General features: G+C 50.7%; 17 protein-coding genes. 9 read left to right on the plus strand and 8 right to left on the minus strand.

The features are described from left to right. Nucleotides 1-3 precede the first annotated feature (3 nt). From B7992_RS10700 to nth, 7 genes are all read left to right on the plus strand, one after another. Nucleotides 4-1,683 (plus strand): glycosyl hydrolase, encoded by a 1,680-nt coding sequence (locus tag B7992_RS10700; RefSeq protein WP_249505560.1) that lies wholly within the window; start codon nucleotides 4-6, stop codon nucleotides 1,681-1,683. A gap of 179 nt (nucleotides 1,684-1,862) precedes the next feature. Continuing rightward, entirely contained in the window at nucleotides 1,863-3,839 is a 1,977-nt protein-coding gene (locus B7992_RS10705; protein WP_088666267.1) for a glycosyl hydrolase, read from the plus strand. A 153-nt stretch (nucleotides 3,840-3,992) separates the two neighbouring features. Then, nucleotides 3,993-6,407: a DUF3536 domain-containing protein gene (locus B7992_RS10710; protein WP_073233678.1), complete on the plus strand. Its 2,415-nt coding sequence runs from the start codon at nucleotides 3,993-3,995 to the stop codon at nucleotides 6,405-6,407. Then, entirely contained in the window at nucleotides 6,408-6,932 is a 525-nt protein-coding gene (gene hpt, locus B7992_RS10715; RefSeq protein ID WP_073233676.1) for a hypoxanthine phosphoribosyltransferase, read from the plus strand. 27 nt (nucleotides 6,933-6,959) lie between these two features. Next, a complete protein-coding gene (locus B7992_RS10720; RefSeq protein WP_073155911.1) occupies nucleotides 6,960-7,460 on the plus strand; it encodes a hypothetical protein in 501 nt (166 codons plus the stop codon). Then, complete coding sequence (cysE, locus tag B7992_RS10725; protein ID WP_073155908.1) at nucleotides 7,457-8,242, plus strand: serine O-acetyltransferase; 786 nt, start codon at nucleotides 7,457-7,459, stop codon at nucleotides 8,240-8,242. Before B7992_RS10720 ends, cysE begins: the two co-directional genes overlap by 4 nt. Then, on the plus strand, nucleotides 8,239-8,868 hold the full coding sequence (gene nth, locus B7992_RS10730) for an endonuclease III (protein WP_088666268.1): 630 nt from the start codon (nucleotides 8,239-8,241) through the stop codon (nucleotides 8,866-8,868). Before cysE ends, nth begins: the two co-directional genes overlap by 4 nt. Nucleotides 8,869-8,901: 33 nt before the next feature. Here the strand turns inward: nth and B7992_RS10735 are convergent, their stop codons facing one another. The 6 genes from B7992_RS10735 to B7992_RS10760 all read right to left on the minus strand — a co-directional run bounded on the left by B7992_RS10735 (nucleotide 8,902) and on the right by B7992_RS10760 (nucleotide 15,830). Further along, nucleotides 8,902-9,834, minus strand: a complete 933-nt coding sequence (locus B7992_RS10735; RefSeq protein WP_073155902.1) for a UDP-glucuronic acid decarboxylase family protein — start codon at nucleotides 9,832-9,834, stop codon at nucleotides 8,902-8,904. A gap of 72 nt (nucleotides 9,835-9,906) precedes the next feature. Beyond that, entirely contained in the window at nucleotides 9,907-10,932 is a 1,026-nt protein-coding gene (locus tag B7992_RS10740; protein WP_176421920.1) for a GGDEF domain-containing protein, read from the minus strand. 127 nt (nucleotides 10,933-11,059) lie between these two features. Next, a complete protein-coding gene (locus B7992_RS10745; RefSeq protein WP_073233670.1) occupies nucleotides 11,060-11,872 on the minus strand; it encodes a type III pantothenate kinase in 813 nt (270 codons plus the stop codon). 138 nt (nucleotides 11,873-12,010) lie between these two features. Next, a complete protein-coding gene (gene nadC / locus B7992_RS10750) occupies nucleotides 12,011-12,874 on the minus strand; it encodes a carboxylating nicotinate-nucleotide diphosphorylase (RefSeq protein WP_088666270.1) in 864 nt (287 codons plus the stop codon). 141 nt (nucleotides 12,875-13,015) lie between these two features. After that, on the minus strand, nucleotides 13,016-14,467 hold the full coding sequence (locus B7992_RS10755) for a sugar transferase (protein ID WP_073155890.1): 1,452 nt from the start codon (nucleotides 14,465-14,467) through the stop codon (nucleotides 13,016-13,018). A gap of 73 nt (nucleotides 14,468-14,540) precedes the next feature. Next, nucleotides 14,541-15,830, minus strand: coding sequence for a homoserine dehydrogenase (locus tag B7992_RS10760; RefSeq protein WP_088666271.1), 1,290 nt, complete (start codon nucleotides 15,828-15,830; stop codon nucleotides 14,541-14,543). Between the two features lie 242 nt (nucleotides 15,831-16,072). Here B7992_RS10760 and B7992_RS10765 point away from each other — a divergent pair, with 242 nt between their 5' ends. Both B7992_RS10765 and B7992_RS10770 read left to right on the plus strand, forming a co-directional pair. Continuing rightward, entirely contained in the window at nucleotides 16,073-17,245 is a 1,173-nt protein-coding gene (locus B7992_RS10765) for a sugar transferase (protein WP_073282875.1), read from the plus strand. Between the two features lie 235 nt (nucleotides 17,246-17,480). Next, nucleotides 17,481-19,598, plus strand: coding sequence for a glycoside hydrolase family 30 beta sandwich domain-containing protein (locus tag B7992_RS10770; protein WP_088666272.1), 2,118 nt, complete (start codon nucleotides 17,481-17,483; stop codon nucleotides 19,596-19,598). Between the two features lie 72 nt (nucleotides 19,599-19,670). On the opposite strand, the gene B7992_RS10775 is transcribed toward B7992_RS10770, so the two are convergent. Continuing rightward, a complete protein-coding gene (locus tag B7992_RS10775) occupies nucleotides 19,671-20,309 on the minus strand; it encodes a hypothetical protein (RefSeq protein WP_073155879.1) in 639 nt (212 codons plus the stop codon). Between the two features lie 159 nt (nucleotides 20,310-20,468). Next, nucleotides 20,469-21,278 carry a glutamate racemase gene (gene murI, locus B7992_RS10780; protein ID WP_073155876.1) on the minus strand — a complete coding sequence of 270 codons (810 nt, stop codon included), beginning with the start codon at nucleotides 21,276-21,278 and terminating at the stop codon, nucleotides 20,469-20,471. Between the last annotated feature and the right edge of the window lie 8 nt (nucleotides 21,279-21,286).

Genomic DNA, 21,286 nt, shown 5'->3' on the forward strand with positions numbered 1-21,286 from the left:
GGAATGAACATGTTTAAACAAGCCCCGTTTTTTGGATTGGCCGCCCTGGTTTCGGCCAACGCCGCAGCAATTCGCCTAGAAGCCGAAGACGCCGTTCTCGCCGACGACCATAAGGTTGAAGTTGTTTCCAAGGCAGGCGTTTCTGGAGGCTCTTATGTGGCTATGAAAGAGGGCAATTTGGAATTCAAGGTGAACGTTCCTGAAACAGGTTATTACACCCTGTGGGCCAATTACATGCTCCCTACCGACGGGACTGACAAAATTCAGAACTTGACTATCAACGGAATCTCCGCAGGTCAAATTTCCTTCGGCATGAACGACGAGTTTTCCACCATCAAGGGTGCAGGAAAAATCAAGCTGAACAAGGGCGACAACACCATCGGTATTGTACATTCCTGGGGCTGGGTGAATCTGGACTACATCGAGCTTACCGAATACGAAGCTGCCCCATTCAGTCTGAGCGCAAGTCCCGTGACACCGGAACCTACCGAAAGCGCACAGAAGCTCTATAACTTCCTGCTGACAAATTTTGGAAAGCGAGTCATTAGCGGCGTCATGACGGAACGTCCCTTCGAAAATGACGGTAAGTACACGCCTCAGACTTACGAAACTCAGACTGAATTGAAGTACATCGCAGATGCCTCCGGCAAGAACGTGGTGCTGGTAGGTTTTGACTTCTTGCACGCCAGCGGCAGCGGCTCCGACGGCATGTGGCATCAGGGCTACACCCACGCCACCCTGGAAATGGCAAAGTACGTCTGGAAGCAGGGAGGCATCCCTCAATTTAACTGGCACTGGAAAGACCCCATGTGGGATGTGGAAGCCTTCTACACCGAGTCCAGCGGAAACGATCCATTCACCACATTCAGCGTCACCAAGGCTTACGACCTGACTACCAAAAAGTGGAAAACAGAATCCGACGAATACAAGGCCATTGTCCGCGATCTGGAAATGATTGCCGACAGCCTTCACACTTTACAGGAAGCCGGTGTTGCCGTATTGTGGCGCCCCCTTCACGAAGCCGCCGGTAAGTGGTTCTGGTGGGGTACCGATGGTGCCGAAGCCTGCGTCGCCCTTTATCGTTTGATGTTCGATATTTTCGTCAACAAAAAAGACCTGCATAATCTCATTTGGGTCTGGACCACCGACGAAGCCAAGGACGCCATCGATTGGTACCCTGGCGACGAATACGTAGACGTTGTGGGCCGCGATTACTATTACTATCCTCGCGAAGCAAACCACTCCAGCCTGGTGGGCAGTTTTGAAACCGTGAAGGATATTTACGGCGGCAAGAAGATTATCGCCTTAAGTGAAAATGGTTCTGTTCCCTTCCCCGACGAAATGAAGGCCGATGGAGCCAACTGGAGCTGGTTCATGCCCTGGTACGGTGACTACGCCATGGAAGGCTGGGCCAACGACAATACGGCTGAAACCTGGAAGACCGTCATGAACAACGACTTCGTAATCACCCTGGAAGATATGCCGGGTTGGGACAAGTACGAATTGGCAGACGTGTCTGAAATTGCAAGCCTTAAGGGTAAGCAAGAGACCAAAACGAACTTTAAATCTGCAGGAACAAGACTCATAATCAAGGGAAATAAAGTTCAGGTCCACAAGGTCGATCAAAACAAGGATCAACCCAAAATTTTTGACCTTACAGGAAAGAAATTTCCCAATAACTAATTCCTTGTAAAATTAGACGATCGAAGGCCGCGAAAAACGCGGCCTTTTCTGCAATCTTTATTAAAAAAAAGCATCAATTGATGCGAACTTTTCAACGATTTAAGCTTTTCGAGGCGATCTTCCATTTAAAAATTCGGTTTTCAAATATAGATTTAAGGCGGTTTAATTAAGGAGTGTTTATGGGATTACATTTTAACAGCGCCATCAAGAGCGCATTCTCTTTCGTTGCCTTCATGGGGCTCGCCACAGCAAGCTTTGCAGCAACCACAGCCACCAAGTATGAATCCGAAGATCAGCCCGGCGTAACAGCCGCCGACATCAAGGAAGACGCCAGTTTTTCTGGTGGCAAGTATGTGGTTCCCGGTTCTGACGGAATGACGTTCTCCATCAAGGTTGACGAAACTGCCATCTATAAGGTGACCACCCAGGTTCTGATTAAACAGTACGACTGGACCACCTCCAAAATCATGGTCAATGGGGAGCTGGCTGGTTCTGAATTGACCACACCCCGCAACTGCGATTCCGCCTACGTCGTATCCGCCACTTCTAAGATGAAGGCTGGCGAGAATACGGTTACCGTCGGCAATGCCTCCATCGGCGTAGACTACATTATCGTGGAACGGGTTCCTGATCCGGAATTCAAGATTAGTGCATTGCCCGTAACTCCCGGCGCCACCGAAAGCGCCATGAAGGTCAAGACCTTCCTCCGCGACAACTTCATGAAGAAGACTATCAGCGGCATGATGATCAGCGACCAGAATTTCAACTATGATTACGGCAACATGAAGTTGCTTTCCGCCGCAGAATGCACTCCTGCAGACTCCTGCAAGTTCTTGAATGGTGAAGACACCTGGAAAGGCCAGACCGACATCGACGAATTTTACAAGCGTTCCGGCCACTATCCTGCTATCGGTGGTTTTGACATGCTCTTCGCTGCAGGCGGGCATCACGAAGAAGGATGGTTCCGGGGCTATACAGAAAACAATCTGGTCATGACCGAAGACCTGTGGAGCATGGGCGGCATCCCCACATACACCTGGCATTGGAAGGTGGGCGAAGACACCGTTTTCTACACCCAGATGCAGGGTTTCAAGAATGCAGGCTGTACCGAAGACGTTGCTGGAACCGCAGAAAACAACACCTGTTTCAACTACACCAAGGCATTCAAGACGGATTCCGTATGTACGGATATGGACTCCACCAAAAACGAATGCAAAGCAACCAAGACAGTATGCCTTGACGCCGACCCCACTTCCGAGGTATACAAGGACATCGTTGCCGACGTAGATATTGTTTCCGGTTACTTCAAGCAGCTAGAAGAAAAGGGTATTGCCGTTCTTTGGCGTCCTCTCCACGAAGCAAGTGGCGGCTGGTTCTGGTGGGGCGTCGGTTCTCCGGAATGTTATGTTCAGCTGTGGCGTCTTGTATTCAACCGCATGGTTAACGTAAACAAGAACAGGAACCTGATCTGGGTCTGGAACATCAATACCGATCCTAAGTTTGGTTACGACTATTCTGCCCTCAATGGAGAATGGTATCCGGGAGACGAATACGTGGATATCGTTGCCGTCGACATTTACGACCCGCTGAACAACCATTATTCTGCAGCCGATTACTGGAACAAGATTATCGATGAAGTGGGCACCAATAAGATGATCGCCCTCAGCGAAAACGGCGCCATTCCCGACATCGACAGCATCGCCGAAGACAAGTCATATTGGAGCTATTGGATGACCTGGAGTCAGACATGGAGCGGAAACTTCCTGGAAAAGACTCCCGCCGATATGTGGAAGCGCAACCTGGATGACGAACGAGTAATCGCCTTGGACAATATGCCGGGCTGGGACAATGTGGTTGCAGACACCAATAGCGCAGGCGCCATCGTCGCCCCCAGTTCCATTCGCAACACCGTACCTTTCGCAAACAACATAACGGCATCCGTTCAAGAAAAAACTTTGTCTTTGTACATTCCCCAGGCAGGCCGAGGAACGGTGGCGCTGTTCGACATGATGGGCCATCGCATTGCAACTCTTGCCCAAGGCAATCTCGTTGCCGGAAGCCATCGTTTTGACCTGAGTGCACTGGCCCATGGAAGTTATGTACTCCGCGCATCTGCCGGAAAATACAGTGTTTCCAGAGTCATCAAGCTGAAATAAAAACAATTAGCGATTCCTTTTAAGTGAACCCCAAATCAACGCAGCCTAACCGCTGCGTTTTTTCGTATCTGAAAGCCCCTACAACACGCCCACGCAGCCACGCTGCATATGGCAAATTTCTATCTTTCGCCAAAACGTTTTTGGTGTGTAATTATGTCTGAAAAACATCCTCTGTATTTTACAATCCACGGCCACTTTTATCAGCCGCCCCGTGAAAACCCCTGGACCGGAGTCATCGAAAACCAGCCCAGCGCCCGTCCGTTCCACGACTGGAATGACCGCATTGCAAGTCAGTGCTATAGCCCCAACTCCGCAAGCCGTATTCTTTCCCCCAACGGCCGCATCGTAGATATCGTCAACAACTACGATTTCATGAGTTTCAACATGGGTCCCACCCTGATGGGCTGGATCCGCACCAACACTCCCGATACCTACAAGCGCATTCAGGAAGCTGACAAGAGAAGCATTGAACGTTTGGGCCACGGTAACGCCATCGCCCAGGTGTACAACCACATCATCATGCCTCTTGCTTCCGAACAAGACAAGAAGACCCAGATTGAATGGGGTATCGAAGACTTTAAGTTCCATTTCGGACGTATGCCCGAAGCCATGTGGCTGGCAGAAACAGCCATCAACTTCGAAACGGTTGTGGCCCTCATCAAGGCCGGCATCAAGTTCACCATTCTCTCCCCCACCCAGGCAGATAGCTTCCGCAAGTTGGGCAGCGAAGAATGGCAAGGTTGCTCCAACACCGATATCGACACCACCCGCCCCTACCGCATCTACCCCCGCGACAAGGAAGGCAACCTGGTGTGCGACGGCTACCTGGATGTATTTTTCTACAACCCCTGGCTTTCTTCTGCAGTGGGTTTCGAACACCTGCTCCGTGACGCAGGCACCTTCGGCAACAAGATCAAGAGCGCCTGGGATGAAAATCGCGAAGACGCACAGTTGGTAAGCATCGGTACCGATGGCGAATCCTACGGACACCACGAACCGTTCGGCGACATGTGCGCTGCCTGGCTCTATAACCACTTTGCACCCGAGAACAACATGGTTCCCGTGAACTACGGTTGGTTCCTGGAAAAGTTTCCACCCCAGCACGAAGTCCTTCTGAAGAATTTCCATAGCGAAGGTTGCGCCTGGAGTTGCGCCCACGGCGTTGGCCGCTGGTACCGCGATTGCGGTTGCTGCACTGGCGGTGGCCCCGATTGGAACCAGAAGTGGCGCGGTCCTCTCCGCGACGCCTTCAACCACCTGAAGAAACTGGCAGACGACGTTTTTGTCCGCGAATTCGAAAAGATTTCCGACGTAAACCCCTGGGACGCACGTAACAACTACGTACAGACCTTGGTCGCTCCCGAAGACAAATCCCGCGTGGAAGCCTTCCTGAAAGCTACAGTAAAGAACCCCTCCAACGAAGCACAGTGCGCCCGCGCCATCCGCCTTCTCGAAATCCAGAAGTTCTGCCTGTTCAGCTTCACCAGCTGCGGTTGGTTCTTCAACGATATCGAAGGTCTGGAACCGGTACAGAACATGCGTTACGCCCTCCGCGCCATGGAACTGCTGGAACCGTTCCTGCCCTACGGCCACCATATCCGTAACGAGTTCATTAGCATCCTCGCCCGCGCCACCAGTAACGAACACAAGTGGAACGGTGCCGAAGTCTTTACCCGCTATGCCGAAGAACAGGTTCCCGTGGTTGTCAAGGAAATGGCAGAACGTGCCGCCATCTTCCACCTGGACCTGGAAGACGGTTACGACAACAAGGATGCCCGCATCACTGCGACAAAGATTGCTTCCCGCCGTCGTCAGACTCTGGTCCGTGCAGAATTCAACGACAAGTTCGTCGGCGAATCCCGAGTATCCTCCGTTCTTGCCATTACCGACCAGTTGGGCCGAATCAACCTGGTGGTTGCCGATGGCGAAAACGAACAGAACGGTCTTAAGTTCGTAGAAGATCCCAATATGGGAACCGAACAGCTCCAGGAAATGTATCCCACCGCCTATGTGGTCCGCATGCGCAACCTCATGAGCGACTCCCTGAAGCGTATCAACCAGATTTCTACCCGCAAGTACCTTTCCGGTCTTACGGAATCCTTCAGCAGTTTCGCCTTGTCCCATGGTCTTTCCATCGACAGCATGGCCGACCCCGACCATACCCTGCCCGACACCATGCGCAAGATCCTGTCTCTGGAAATCAACTCCAAGATCCACCACCTCGCCCTTTCCTATATGGAAACCGACGACAAGAAGGTCTTTGACGAAATCCACGACCTGGTTGAAGAAGCTACTGCATTGAACACCCACTTCTCCTTCGGCGGTACCGGACGTATGTTCCACGCCAAGTTGGTGGAACTGATTGATGCAGTCTCCGTCAAACTGGATAAGAAGTCCGTCAGCCACATCACCGGCCTCATTACCGTGGCCGACTGGCTCCGTCTGGGCATCGACAAGACAAGCCTCGAGAACAAGGTATTCCCCTTCTTCCAGGAATACAACAAGAATCCCGAAGGCAAGCTTGCCGCCCTGAAGCCCATGTTCAGCTGGCTGAACTTTGAGGTGTAAATGTACAAGATGTCCGCAAAGCCCATGATTTCTGCACAGCAGCTCCAGACCCGCGTCAAGGAGCTGGCTACAGAAATCGGCGGATCCTTTGAATTCGACATTGTCCTTTCGGCTCTCACCGGAGCGTTCATGTTCACCACGGACCTGGTTCGCGCCATGGCCAACCCCAAGCATCAGATTAAGTTCATCAAGGCTTCTAGCTATGGTTCCGGAATGGAATCCAGCGGCAAGCTGAAGGTGAGTGGTCTGGACTTGCAGGAACTAAAGGGCAAGCGAGTACTAGTTGTGGACGACATCCTGGATACTGGCAACACCATGTTCACCTTGGTAGGCATGTTAAAGGAAGCAGGAATTACAGAGTTACGTACTTGCGTTCTTATGAATAAGGAAGAACGTCGAACTGTTGATTTCCACGCCGATTATGTCGGATTCGAGATAGCCAACGAATTCGTCGTGGGATACGGACTAGACTTTAACGAAGACTACAGAACATTGCCCGAGGTCTGGACACTGATAGAAGTTTAGTTTTGGATTAGGTGAAGAGAGAGTAATATGGCAAAAAACAAAGATTTAGATGACGTCAAGTTACACGCCACCCAAGCCTTTGAGGCGGTAGGCAGAAGCTACAACAACATTAGCCGCGGCAAGAAGTTCCTGTTGCTCCTAGTAGGATGCTTCCTGGTATTTGTCGCTGGATTCATCACTAGCAGCATTATGCACAACGTTCCTGCCAAGGGAACAATCGAAAGAGTTGCAGCCCAACCTGATCTGCCAAACAAGTGCAAGTACCGTTACGACCGCGCCATGGAATACGCCATCATGCACGAATGCGTGTTCGCCCAGGGCGCTCCCCGTAACGACAACATCCTAATCCAGCGCATAAATTACTGTACCTGCGCCCTGCAGAGCGTGCAGAAGAAGAAGCCTTACCAGAAAATGTTCGAAAACAATCTGGTTGACTTTACCTTTAAAATCCGCGAAGAAAACCTTTGCCAGGAAAACAAGGTTATTCCCACCCTCGACGACGACGAGCCCTCTAAGGATAAAAAATGAATATTGCAGACATAGAAAAATCAATTCGTGACGAAGCCGAAATTCTGGTACAGAAGGAGCCCCTCTCTGTATTGATGCTGAACGAACAAATTCTATGTCGTAACAGTTTCTGCGAAATGTTGGGTGTCACCCTTTCCTGTCAGCTGGCAGGCGAAGTCATCGACAGAGTTGAACTGGAAAAGATGTTCAGCGGGCTTTACAGCAAGTACCCCGAACTTCTGATGAGCGCCGCCAAGGACTTGCACGCCACCGTGCTCCGTGACCCCGCCTGCACCAGCTATCTGGAGCCGTTGCTGTTCTTCAAGGGTTTCCAAGGATTACAGGCATTCCGTGCTGCCCACATTTTGTGGAGCGAAGGACGCACCTTCCCCGCAAAAATGTTGCAGAGCATCATCAGCCGCAAGTTCGGCATGGACATTCATCCTGCAGCAAACATTGGATACGGAATTCTTGTTGACCACGCTACAAACATTGTCATTGGCGAAACCGCTGTCGTCGGCAACAACGTTTCCTTCCTTCATGGAGTCACCTTAGGCGGTACTGGTAACGAAATCGGCGACCGTCATCCGAAGGTTGGTAACGGTGTCATGTTGGGCGCCCATGCACAGCTTCTGGGAAACATCCATATTGGCGACGGTGCCAAGATTGGTGCGGGTGCCGTTGTGGTCAGCGACGTTCCTGCACACACAACGTACGCTGGAGTGCCTGCCGTTCAAGTTGGTCGTCCCCACGATGAAATGCCCAGCTTCAACATGGAGCAGGACTTCACCCGCGACGCATGACCAAAAAAGATCGCATCACATTCATCAACCAGAAGTTGGACGAGTTGTTTCCAAACCCGCCGATTCCCTTAAACTACCGCGATCCTTTCACCTTGTTAATCGCGGTAGTCTTGAGTGCCCAATGTACCGACGCCCGAGTAAACCTGGTGACCGCAGAGCTCTTCAAAGTTGCCGACACTCCCGCAAAAATGGTAGCCCTCGGCGTGGATAAAATTGCGGAATACATCAAACCCTGCGGACTCTACCAGAATAAAAGCAGGAACATTTTCAAGCTGTCCCAGTTTCTCGTTGAAAAATACAACGGCAAAGTCCCGCAGACCTTTGAAGAACTAGAAGCCCTCCCTGGCGTCGGCCACAAGACCGCCAGCGTCATGATGATTCACGCCTTCAAGATACCGGCCTTTCCTGTAGACACCCACATCCATCGACTGGCCGCCCGCTGGGGCTTAAGCGACGGAAGTTCCGTAGAACGTACTGAAGCAGACTTAAAGAAAATCTTTCCTCCCGAATCCTGGGAACGAAAGCATCTGCAAATAATTCTCTTCGGACGAACCTACTGCAAGGCCATGGGACACAAAGTGGATCAATGTCCCATTTGCAGCACCATCGGTTGCAAAACAAAATAAGCGAGCGTTTCCGCTCGCCTTTAAAAGTTTGCTTTATTCTTTCAGCAGTTCATCAAAATAGACGATAGTCTTTTCAAGCCCCTGACGCAAGGGAATCGTCGGTTCCCAACCCAGGGCACTCTTGGCCAGGTCAATGTTAGGTCTGCGCATCTTGGGATCGTCACCCGGCAGCGGCTGGAAGACAATCTTGCTCTTGGAACCGGTCAAGTCCAGAACTTCCCTTGCAAGTTCCAGCATGGTAAATTCACCGGGATTGCCGATATTTACCGGTCCGATAATCTTGTCCTGGCTCATCATGCGGACAAAGCCTTCAATAAGGTCGTCTACATAGCAGAAGCTACGGGTCTGGGACCCATCACCATAAATGGTAATATCATCGCCCTTCAAGGCCTGCACAATAAAGTTGCTAACGACGCGACCATCATTAGGAAGCATGCGAGGGCCGTAAGTATTGAAAATTCGAACGATGCGGATATCCACATTGTTCTGACGGTGATAATCCATAAAGAGGGTTTCGGCAACACGCTTGCCTTCGTCGTAACAGCTTCGGATACCGATGGGGTTCACGTTTCCCCAATAGTCTTCTGTTTGCGGATGCACAGCAGGGTCGCCATAAACTTCGCTGGTGCTGGCCTGAAGAATGCGGGCTTTCACACGCTTGGCAAGTCCCAGCATATTGATCGCACCCATGACGCTGGTCTTGATGGTCTTTACCGGATTATACTGGTAATGCACAGGGCTGGCAGGGCATGCCAAGTTAAAAATACGATCCACTTCAAGAAGAATTGGTTCCGTTACATCGTGACGGATCAGCTCGAAGCACCTGTTGTCGCGGAGGTGGGCCACATTAGCCATTCGGCCAGTGAAATAATTATCAAGACAAATAACCTCGTGACCATCATTCAGAAGACGTTCACAGAGATGGCTACCCAAAAATCCAGCACCACCGGTAACTAAACAACGCATACACGCTCCAATATTTAATCACCGATAATATAACTTTTTTTGAAGTTTTCAAAACTTACGAGTAGAACACTTCTAACTCACAATCTGGTTTTTGCCGTGTTTCTTTCCCCAGTAGAGTTTTTCGTCTGCCTGGCGGATGTAATTCTCATATTCCGAAATACTGTCACCGGTACACACGCCGATTGTCGCAGAAATCCTGATTTCCTGATTCCGGTAAATAACGGAACATTCGCGAAGTCTCGTAATGAAATTTTCCAGGACTCCACGGGCACTGTCCACACTCATCATGGGCAGGTAAAGCACGAATTCCTCGCCACCCCAACGGACGGCAATGGCATTCTTGGGAAGCACATCGGCCAGCAGGTGGCTCACCCGTTCCAGAACCTTGTCGCCGGCCTCGTGACCGTAAGTATCGTTAATATGCTTAAAGTCGTCCACATCCACCATGGCCACAGAAAAGGCATTCTCGTTTTCTTCCTTGCTGCGTTTCATGATGCCTTCAAAAAAGCGGCGGTTATAAAGACCGGTCAGCACGTCATGATTACTTGAATAATCCAGTTTGGCCCTGGCCTCGTTCAGCTCTACCAAATAAAGGTTGGAAACATAGAAAAGGGTAAACAAGGTAATGATAAGATTCAGACAGGAAATGAATACTTTATGTTCAAGAACAATAGGTAAGTATTCCGGGAACATGGAATATTCGAACACCGTAATTTGGCTTACACCAATGGCTGACACCGCACCAATGAACTGGTAAATATGTTTCTTCTTGTTCCTAAAGGGCAGCAGAAAGAACACCACAGCCACCATGCCGATAATAAAGTTCACATAGCTAAAGTGACCGCCGGCCACAACTTCACTCAAGAACGAGAATATGATTATTTCGAAATAGGCAAATACAATCTGCAGGTCACTATTCTTCTTGAACAAGGTCAGGAACAAGACATACAGACAAGAACTACCAATATTCAGCACCACCAGCGGAGTTAAGCCAATGGAACAAAAATAGATTGCGTTGAATATATGGACAAACAGACACATGACCAAAAAGATCAACGTTCTGTTCTGCGATAACGTCTTAAGGAATTTTGCCAGCACGATTTTCACCTTCTTAACTTATGTAATAATATAATAAGTTTAATTTGCGATAAGCACATTTCTGCTTTTTTCCCATAAAAAAAAGCCCTATTCCTCAGGATAAGGCTTTCAAAAACAGATGTTCTGGCTATTCTTCTTCGGTATCCCGTTCCACTTCTGCAACGGAATTTCCCTTGACAGCCACCAGACGGATTCCCCGCAAAGTTAGGAAAGGGTCATACTTGTCAATAAGGGTTGTCCGGCGGGCAATGGTCTTGCCCCAACCGCCCGTCGCATAGACAGGCAGGTCTTCGCAGCCCACTTCCTTCTTGATCTTACCGATCAGCACTTCCAGCTGAGCCAGGAAGCCATAAAGAAGACCAGCTCGAATAGCATCATCCGTATTGTCAGCCACCACGTTTTCGGGCCATTCGATAGTTACCGGAAGCAAGCGGGCGGCCTTTTCGGTAAGGGCATCCAGGCTAGCGTTAATACCGGGGATAATCACGCCCCCGACAAAAGCGCCATCCTTCATGACATCAAAGGTGGTTGCAGTTCCCATATCCACCACCACACCGTTTTTCAGGCCTTCTTCACGGAGCGCAATCACATTGCAGAGGCGGTCGGCACCAGCCATGGAAGGATTCTGGTAATCAATTTTCAAACCGAGGCAGTTCTTGGAATTGACAACCTGAACGTGCTTTTTCAGCAGAGAATCCAGAGCCTTGATCCAGGGGCGCTCAAGAGCGGGCACCACCGTCGAAAGACCCACATGGGTAATCTCTTCCGGATTAATCTTAGAAAAGCGGAGAAGACCTCCGATACGGTTCATCACCTCGTCGGAAGTGGTTTCCTTACGGGTTGTCAGACGCCAGTAATCCACCACCTTGGTTCCCTTGAAAATGCCAAGAACCGTGTGGGTGTTTCCTACGTCAACAACTAATGTTACAGAATCTGCCATAGTCTCTTTTATCCGGGTATGAGGAGTGAGGTCACTCACTTCGTTCGTTTTGAGGTATGAGGTACGAAATCAATTCGATACCTCTAAGCAGCTCTGCTGCGACCTCACACCTAAAAGGGCGAAGCCCGACCTCAAAGCTTAAATTCTCATGGAAAAGTCGAGAGCCTTCACGCTATGAGTAAGGGCACCCACGGAGATGAAGTCCAGGCCGAGGGTAGCGATTTCCTTGGCGCGTTCCAGGGTCATGTTGCCGGAACCTTCCACCAGGCACTTGTCGCCGCTTTCCTTGATGATCTTCAAGGCTTCAGCCATGGTTTCGTTGCTCATGTTGTCCAGCATAATCACGTCAACACCCTTATTGAGCAAGGCGCGCAGCTGGTCGAAATTTTCCACTTCCATTTCCACCATAAGGTTCTGGGTGTTATTCTTCTTGACAACTGCCAGAGCTTCCAACACGCCACCGGCGGCAGCAATGTGGTTGTCCTTCACCAGCACCATGTCAAAGAGACCCATACGGTGGTTGGATCCGCCGCCAACGCGAACTGCATACTTCTGCAAGGTACGGAAACCGGGAATAGTCTTACGGGTATCCAGGACCTTGGTCTTACCACCCTTCAATGCTTCCTGGAAAGTGTGAGCCACAGTGGCCACACCGGAAAGCTGCTGGATGAAGTTCAGCAAGGTACGTTCACCGGTCAAAAGTTCGTGAGTGGTACCATCAAGTTCGGCAATCAGATCGCCCTTCTTTACCACGTCACCATCCTTCTTGTGGAGGGTCACGGTAGCATTTGCCTTCATTTCCTGGAACACCAGTTCGATAATGGGAAGACCAGCCACAACGCCATCTTCCTTAGCGATCAAACGAGCATGCTGCTTCTGGTCGGCAGGAATGGTCCACATGCTGGTCACGTCACCAGTGCGAACGTCTTCAGCCAAAGCCAGACGGATCATAGTCAAAGCATCTTCTGTGGGAAACACCGGAGTAGAATTATCACCGTACATAATCAAGGTCCTTATATAAACGTTTTGGTATGAGGTATGGGGTCGCTCATTTCATTCGCTCTGAGGTATGAGGATACTTACAACCTCTAGGGCGTAGCCCGACCTCACCCCTCAAAGTGAGCGGAGCGAACGCCCTCAAACCTACTGAGCGCCTTTTCCTGTTAAAACAACATAAACAGTACGTACAAGAATCTGGAAATCCAGCAAGAGGCTCATATTCTCGTAGTAATACATATCGTACTGCAATTTAATCTTCACGTCTTCGGTGCTGGTATCGTAATGATGGCAGACCTGAGCCCAACCAGTCAACCCCGGCTTCATCTTCAGACGGCTGATGTAGAAGGGAATCTGTTCACGGAGCTTACCGATAAACACAGCTCGTTCGGGGCGGGGGCCCACCATACTCATATCACCTTTCAGCACGCACAGAATCTGGGGAAGTTCATCGATACGGGTCTTACGCAGGAATCGTCCAATGCGGGTAATTCGCGGATCGTTCTTGGTAGCCCACTGAGCGCCAAACTTTTCGGCATCGGTACGCATGGTACGGAACTTGTACACAAAGAAAGGCTTTCCATACAAACCGATTCGTTCCTGGGAATAGAAAACCGGGCCACGATCGTCCAGCTTGATAGCGATAGCCGCAAGCAGGCAAATGGGCAACGAACAAATTCCAAGGAAGGTACCGAAGCAAATGTCCACCATACGTTTGACGCGGACCTGCCAGGGCGGCATGGTAAAAGGCAGTAGTTCCTGGAGTTCAAAGCCATATACCAGATTTGCCTTGAACTGACCATGAATCACCTGATAAAGTTCCGGAACGAGGTAGATGTGTACAGCGCATTCGCAAACCCACACAAGCACTCGCATAATTTCCTGCGGAGAGGTACTATCATGGGCGATAATGATGCCAGAAACCTTCTTACTCTTAATCAACGCGGGCAAGTCAGAATACTTACCAAGAACGGGGACACCGGCAAATTCCTTGTCCATGACCTGATAACGTTCATCGACAAAACCAATAACACGCTGACCACGCTGAGGCGTCTTGGCGAGTTCTTCGGCAATCTTGCGACCAGCCTCGGTTGCACCAAGTACCAGAATGTTATTGGCACCATAACCGAGACGCAACAGACCGCGAAGGCACTGGTAGATGATCATTCTAAAACTGACCACCAGGCAAAGTGCAAAACCACCGTATATAAAAATCCAGGGGAAGCGAGATCCATACAGATAACCGCTGTTCAAGGGTTCGTTAGACATAACCTTGCCCAGGAATTCCGCACCGAACAGGCAAAGAATCACCAGGATAATTCCAAGGACCACCGCACGCAGCACCCGCAAAATCTGATGAGTCCTAGACTGCAGAAGCCAGGAACGATAAAGTCCCGCGCAAACAAACAGAAAGAGCCACCCCACATTAAGCACAATGCCCATGTGGTAGTAATCAGCAAAAGCTCGGCTAGGATCAAACTTGTCAGCAATCCACCCACTGTGGAACTGCACCCAGAAGGCCAAGCCAAAGCAAATGGACAACGCAACAAAGTCCGACAGGACAACAAGCATACGTTCCAATGTGGTCGCTCGAATCATACACAATCCAACGGAAGAAGTAAACAAGAGGAAAGGTTCCCATCAACCCGTGACGGGAACCATCCTAAAGCGTTTAAGCCAAGAAGCGGATAACCTGGCTCTTTTCCACGATTTCAGCGAGAGCGTCGATGGCATCCACTGCCTTCTGGGCCTTGCTGTCCTGGGTGCATTCGGTAATGACAACCACAGAAACCTTACCCGGATCCTTGACGTTCTTCTGGATGATGGTTTCGATGGAAATGTTATTATCGGCCAGGATCTTGGTGATCTTAGCCAGAACGCCGCAAGCATCACGGGAAGTGAAGCGCAGGTAGTAGCGGGCGCTGGTTTCGGAAATGGGAACCAGGGTGGCAGAATTTTCAACATTGAACCAGCCCATGGGGAGAGCCTTGCGGGAACCGCAGTCGGTAGAGCGGGCCAGAGAGACCAGGTCAGCCACAACAGCGGAAGCGGTGGGCAGACGACCAGCACCAGCACCGGTCTGGAGGGTTTCACCCAGATTGTCGCACTGCAGGTAGACTGCATTCAGAACGCGGTTTACGCTGGACAGCTGATGTTCCATGGGAACCAGGCACGGATGGACACGGGCGTCCACGCGATTGCCTTCACGGCGGTAGATACCCAGAAGCTTCACGCAGCAGCCAAGTTCCTTGGCGATGGCGATATCCTGGGCGGTAATCTTGGAAATACCGGTCACGTGAATCTTTTCAAAGTCTACGCGGTGGCCGCTGCAGAGAGAAGCCAGGAGAGCAGTCTTGTGAGCGGAGTCGATACCTTCAATATCAAAGGTAGGATCGGCTTCAGCAAAACCGAGACGCTGAGCATCCTTAAGAACCACATCGAAGTCCAGGCCTTCTTCAGCCATACGGGACAGGATATAGTTACAAGTACCGTTAATGATGCAGCTCAGGTTTTCGACGGTAGAGCCCAGCAGGCCTTCCTGGAGGCTACGGATAATAGGAATGCCACCACCGACAGCAGCTTCAAACAGAACATGCAAACCCTTCTTTGCAGCCAGCGGGAAAATTTCGTGACCGTACTTAGCCAGCAAAGCCTTGTTAGCGGTAACCACATGCTTGCCACTTTCCAGGGCAGCCAGGATCCACTTGCGGGGCATATTGTAGCCACCAGCCAGTTCCACCAACACGTCAATGTCGTTGGAAGCGATCATTTCGTCGGCATTGGTAGAGGTCTTGTAGCCCTTAGCCTTGAAGGGAGCCACTTCTTCGTCGGACTTGGCGCAAATGCAAGCCAGTTCCATTTCGACACCGAGCTTTTCCTTGTATTCGGCAATCTTCTGTTCCAAAATCTGAATAACACCGCCACCGACGGTACCTGTACCAATAAGACCAATACGCAACATAGAGCGTCTCCATTTTAAAATTATACAGCCCAAAATTAGAAAAGTTCCGCTTTTCTTCACGAAAGCAGGCCCTTCGAACGTCCTATTTTACCGGTATAACGTCCCTATTCTGCAGCAAACCTTTATGTTCATACAAATTAACAAAATGTTTTTTGGAGTTTTTTCCTTAAAACAGTCAATTACAAACCCTTACCCCTTTTTGCTACACCGGAGTAAATTCTTCTTTTTTTATATTTGCGTCCATGGATCAGCAATCTGTAAATCCGGCAATCGGTTCTATTCTCGACGAGCAGAAATTGAAGAACATCGTGTATCCAGCACGATTGTTCAGAGCCCGTCTCAACGAGGAATTCCTTCGTGCAAACCGAACCTGCAAGCCATTCCTTTACATCAAGATTTACGCTCATCAGTACGATTTTTTTGGCTGGGGCAGCCCCAACCAGACCGTAGAAAACACATGGCGAATCAGCATACTCACCATGTTCTCCCATTTGAGGTTCATTGATGTCCTCGGCTACCTCCCCGACGGAAACGGCCTTGGTATCATCCTGTTGAACTCCGACATGTCAACCCTGGAGTCCATCCGTAAGGAAATCCTCCATAAGCTGAACGACGCCGGCCTCATCCAGTCCCTGCGAATCAAGCCCAGAAAACCCATTTTCGAAGCCCACCTCTATATGGGTTCCCAGGAAAAGAACAACCTGGAAATGCAGGCCAAGCTTGACGAGTTCAACAGCACCAACGGAAGTTTCTTCTCGTTGCAGCGCCTGAACCTGGACCATATCTGGCAGCACCCCCACCGCATCCGCTTCCGCCACATTATCAAGCGCATCGTGGATGTGGTCTGCACCAGCGCAGCCATCGTTCTCTGCTCCCCCTTGCTTCTGTTCTGCGCCGCCGCAGTCAAGATCAGCGATCCCAAGGGTCCTGTCATCTTTAAGCAGGTCCGCGTAGGCAAGAACGGCAAACTGTTTACCATGTACAAGTTCCGCAGCATGTACGCCGACGCCGAAGAACGCAAGAAGGAACTGATGAAGCTGAACGAAACCGGCGGCAAGACCTTCAAGATGAAGAACGACCCGAGAATCTACCCCTTCGGCAGAGTTCTCCGCAAGTTCAGCCTCGACGAACTGCCTCAGTTCTTCAACATCATCAAGGGCGACATGAGTATCGTCGGTCCGCGACCGCCTATTCCCTCGGAAGTGGCTGAGTACGAACCGTGGCACCGTATGCGTCTGTCCGTCACACCGGGCCTTACCTGCATCTGGCAGGTCAGCGGCCGAAGCAACATTAGCTTCGAAGGTCAGATGCGCCTGGACAACGACTACATCCGCCGCGACGGCAAGCTGGGCGACGACATCAAGCTCATCCTCAAGACATTCAAGGTCGTGTTCAAGGGCGACGGAGCCTATTAAAGAGTAGGCCTAAATAATTGGCTCCCGGAGCCTATTAAAAAATAGGCCTAAAAGATTGGCTCCTGGAGCCTATTTAGGAAAAAACTGGCCCTATAAAAAAATTTGGAACCAGGAATCTCGAAAGGACGGGCCGTTTATAACGGGCCGTTTTTTACGTTCTTACTTTTAGTTTAACGTTTTTCCATTGCAAATACAAAAAAATTATTTTTGTCTTGGTGTATAGAAAGGAAACAACATGATCAGGAAATTAGTACCCGCAGCTTTGGCTTCCGCTGTAGTTGCATCTGCCGCAACGATTACCATAGATCCTGCCGACACCAAGCAAAAAATTCTTGGATTCGGAGCCGGTAGCGTTTACTACCAGGACTGGGTTACCGCCATGGGTAATGCTACCCAGCAAGCATTTTACGATACAGCCTTTACCGGTCTAAATCTTTCCATCCTGCGTATCGGCAACTGGAAGCAGGACAGCGAAAAGAGCCTGGCCAACGACGCCGCGATCATCAAGGCCGCAAGACTGCGCCTCGGCAACAAGCTGAAAATCGAAATGTCTTCCTGGAGCGCCCCTCCGAGCCTCAAGCCCAGCAACAGCATCAATGGTAGCGCAGGCAACGGCGACAAGAAGAACAACACCCTCAAGACTTCATCCACCGACCCCTACGGTGCCTTCGTATACGCCGACTTCGCACACTGGTGGAAAACTTCCTACCAGGCCTACGAAGCCATGGGCATCGCACCGGATTACATCTCCCTGCAGAACGAACCGGACATGAACGCCGAGTACGAAGAAACGCTTTTCGAACCGTCCGAAAAGGATGGCATCGCCGGTTACGACAAAGCACTTCAGGCAGTGAGCGACTCCCTGAACAGCCTGGCCAACCCGCCCAAGATTATCGGCCCCGAACCGCTGGGCATCGGCTTCAACAATTTCCAGAACTACATGGCCAAGCTGGACGACAGCAAGCTGGGAGGCTACGCCTACCATCTGTACCACGCCGGCGACGGTAACGACAACTCCGGACAGAACTACCTGAACCCGGAAAATTTCCGCAAGCCCATGAGTTCCATCGCCTCCCGCTGGGGTAGCGATACCAAGCCCTTGATCATGACCGAATTCTGCACCATGGAAAATGACATCCGCGAAGCAGACATGGTCGGCCTCGCCCACATCATGCAAGTCGGTTTCACCAGCGGCAAGCTCAACGCCTACATCGCCTGGGAACTGTACTGGGGCGAAAAGGGTCAGTTCATCGGCGTTTGCGCCGCCAACTGGGGCAACTGCACCAAGGACGAAATCGTTATCGCACCGGAGTACCACGCCATGCGACACTACTCCAAGTTCGTAAATCCCAACGCACGCGTCATCACCAGTACTTCCGACCAGGATGAACTCAAGGTGGTAGCCTTCCGTAGTGTAGGTTGCGATTCCATCTCCGTCATCGCCATCAACACCGCCAACTCCCCCGTAAGCCTGAACGCTCCCAGCATCAATGGCTACAACGCCATCTACGCAGTTCAGTCTGTAGAGAGCGGAGCCAAGAGCAAGGAAATCACAACTAGCGTCAGCTACAATCTTCCGGCCCGTTCCATCACCACCTTGGTCTACACCATGAGTGCTGGCGCCAATATCGGCAACTGCGAAGACGCCCCCATTGAAGAAGGCGGCAATGGCGGCAGCAACATTCCCTCCAGCATTACCATCGTAGACTTCAGCAAGGAAACCTCCGCCGGTAAGTGGAGTGGCGAATTCGAAGGCACCCTGGTCACCACCCCGCTGGACGGCGTGTCCCAGTACGTCAAGCTTCCCTTGGCAGGTTGCAATCAGGATGACTGCGGTTACCAGCACGGCGTTTACGCCCTGAGCGACATGGCCCTCGTCTACGATCCTCTCCAGGTCTGCAGCGACCTCGTCATCACCATGCGCGGCGTGGATTCCACCAACTCCGTGAACATCGGCGGCGCAGGCGGATCCGAATGGACTAGCTACCAGTACGGCAACGACGCAAGCGGTTCCGAATGGAGCGAAGTCACCATTCCTCTAACAAACGAAAAAGATGAATCCGGCGCACCCTTCGGTTCCAACAGCCTCACCTTCAACAGCAACGGATCCGGCATTTACATTGCCAAGATCGAAGCCGTCGGCTGCGGCACCACATCCATCCATTCCAACTATAAGTACGCCTTCAACGACAACCACATGCAGGCCAAGCTCTTCGACCTGAACGGCAACCTCCTCTGGACAGGCACAAAGAACCAGGCACTGAACGACAACGGCACTCTCCGCCTCGACGTCCGCCAGGGAACATACATCCTGAAGACAAGCTCCAGTTCTATTAGGGCCGTCAAAAAATAAAGTCTAACAATAAAGAAACAGAAAAGGCCGTGGATTTCATCCACGGCCTTTTTCGCATAAAAATTTAAAGGATTAACCTTCTTCCAAAGCTTCCTTGTATTCGTCGACGGTAGCGATATATTCGTCGATCATATCTTCCTTGGAATCCAGGTAAGAAAGGATCTGTTCAAGATGTTCCTTCTGGAATACAGCCTTCAGCTGACGGGAAGCGTGACCGCGGTAACCCCATTCCTTGAGGATTTCGTCGGTAACGACAAAGGAATCGTTCATGGAGACAAAGCGCATGGGACCATAAACAGCCCAGTTGTGTTCCATCTGCATGCATTCCGGTTCCTGAAGTTCCGGATTAGCCATGTAGCGCTGGATGTGGCGGGTACGAACGTCCTTGATCTTATCGATGCGCATATAACCCATGATCAGGTACTTGTTGCGCATTTCGGAATCGCTGAGACCTTCGTAGCGGGTACCGAAAAGAATGTAGCGGCTCTTGGCCTTGAGGATAGCATTCACAGCCTTCACATTGTAGCAGCTCACGAGGCCATAGGTGCTGGTTTCGTAGTTCGGTTCAGAAAGGAAGCCCTTGCCATTTTCGTTGAGCTGGTCGCGCACCGGCATTTCAGACTGGTGGCTAGTTTCTACATAAAGCAAGCTGCCTGCGGCGTTACCGCGGTAGTCCTGCCAACCATCGAGATTAATCTGTGTCTTCGGCATTTTTATACAATCCGTTAATTATACTCGAAATAGATTCGACTTGGTTAGACTTCGAGAACCCCGGACTACGGCCCGAGGTCCCCCCTTTAATTAAAACTCTCACGGGCGGACCATCCTAGATGGTTCGTCGTTTTTTGTATAAGATACTAATTTTGTAAGTTAAAAGGTCAGCGATTCAGCAGAAATGTCCTGCATTCCAAAGAAAAAGGCGCCTTTTTCAAAGAATTCGGCCGTATCTGTAGTCAAAAAACTGGTTTTACCGTTTTTCGCAAGTCGTTTTTCTATTTCCGGGTGACGTTTCAGATAGTCGACAGTCTTGTCCGCCACGATACTCCCCTGAAACACCAGGTTCACCCCCGGCGGAGTAGATTCGCGGATAGCCTTTTCCAGCAGCGGATAGTGGGTACAAGCTAAAAGGATGGTGTCGATTTCAGGATCCTCACGTAAAACGGCCTCCACCTCCTTTTTAACAAAGTAACGAGCACCATCGGATTCCCGTTCGCCATACTCAACCAAGGGCACCCACATGGGGCACGCATGCTGAGTCACTTTCAGCTCCGGATAAAAATGGTTGATCTCGATGGGATAGCTTCCCGAAGAAACCGTTCCTGCCGTCGCAAAAATCCCGATATGCCCCGTCTTACTGACACGTCCAATTTCTTCTGCAGTGGGACGGATAATCCCCAGCACCCTGCGATCAGGAAATTCAAAAGGAAGCACCTGCTGCTGGATACTGCGAAGGGCTCGTGCAGAAGCTGTATTGCAAGCTAGGATCACCAGGGGGCATCCACGACTAAACAGTTCACGAACCGCCTGCAACGTATAGCGGTAAATGGTTTCAAAGCTACGGGAACCATAGGGAGCGCGGGCATTATCCCCCAGATACAGGTAGTCGTACTGCGGCAACACCTTTTGCAAATCCCGCAAAATAGTTAGACCGCCAAAACCGGAATCAAAAACACCAATCATAGCAGTCC

It is taken from the genome of Fibrobacter sp. UWH1 (genome assembly GCF_002210365.1).
Classification (GTDB): domain Bacteria; phylum Fibrobacterota; class Fibrobacteria; order Fibrobacterales; family Fibrobacteraceae; genus Fibrobacter.

Bases quoted from the DNA above. Each gene is read 5' to 3' on its own strand.
- B7992_RS10700 (WP_249505560.1), top strand. From the start codon at position 4: ATGAACATGTTTAAACAAGCCCCGTTTTTTGGATTGGCCGCCCTGGTT.
- B7992_RS10705 (WP_088666267.1), top strand. From the start codon at position 1,863: ATGGGATTACATTTTAACAGCGCCATCAAGAGCGCATTCTCTTTCGTT.
- B7992_RS10710 (WP_073233678.1), top strand. From the start codon at position 3,993: ATGTCTGAAAAACATCCTCTGTATTTTACAATCCACGGCCACTTTTAT.
- hpt (WP_073233676.1), top strand. From the start codon at position 6,408: ATGTACAAGATGTCCGCAAAGCCCATGATTTCTGCACAGCAGCTCCAG.
- B7992_RS10720 (WP_073155911.1), top strand. From the start codon at position 6,960: ATGGCAAAAAACAAAGATTTAGATGACGTCAAGTTACACGCCACCCAA.
- cysE (WP_073155908.1), top strand. From the start codon at position 7,457: ATGAATATTGCAGACATAGAAAAATCAATTCGTGACGAAGCCGAAATT.
- nth (WP_088666268.1), top strand. From the start codon at position 8,239: ATGACCAAAAAAGATCGCATCACATTCATCAACCAGAAGTTGGACGAG.
- B7992_RS10735 (WP_073155902.1), bottom strand. From the start codon at position 9,834: ATGCGTTGTTTAGTTACCGGTGGTGCTGGATTTTTGGGTAGCCATCTC.
- B7992_RS10745 (WP_073233670.1), bottom strand. From the start codon at position 11,872: ATGGCAGATTCTGTAACATTAGTTGTTGACGTAGGAAACACCCACACG.
- nadC (WP_088666270.1), bottom strand. From the start codon at position 12,874: ATGTACGGTGATAATTCTACTCCGGTGTTTCCCACAGAAGATGCTTTG.
- B7992_RS10755 (WP_073155890.1), bottom strand. From the start codon at position 14,467: ATGATTCGAGCGACCACATTGGAACGTATGCTTGTTGTCCTGTCGGAC.
- B7992_RS10760 (WP_088666271.1), bottom strand. From the start codon at position 15,830: ATGTTGCGTATTGGTCTTATTGGTACAGGTACCGTCGGTGGCGGTGTT.
- B7992_RS10765 (WP_073282875.1), top strand. From the start codon at position 16,073: ATGGATCAGCAATCTGTAAATCCGGCAATCGGTTCTATTCTCGACGAG.
- B7992_RS10770 (WP_088666272.1), top strand. From the start codon at position 17,481: ATGATCAGGAAATTAGTACCCGCAGCTTTGGCTTCCGCTGTAGTTGCA.
- B7992_RS10775 (WP_073155879.1), bottom strand. From the start codon at position 20,309: ATGCCGAAGACACAGATTAATCTCGATGGTTGGCAGGACTACCGCGGT.
- murI (WP_073155876.1), bottom strand. From the start codon at position 21,278: ATGATTGGTGTTTTTGATTCCGGTTTTGGCGGTCTAACTATTTTGCGG.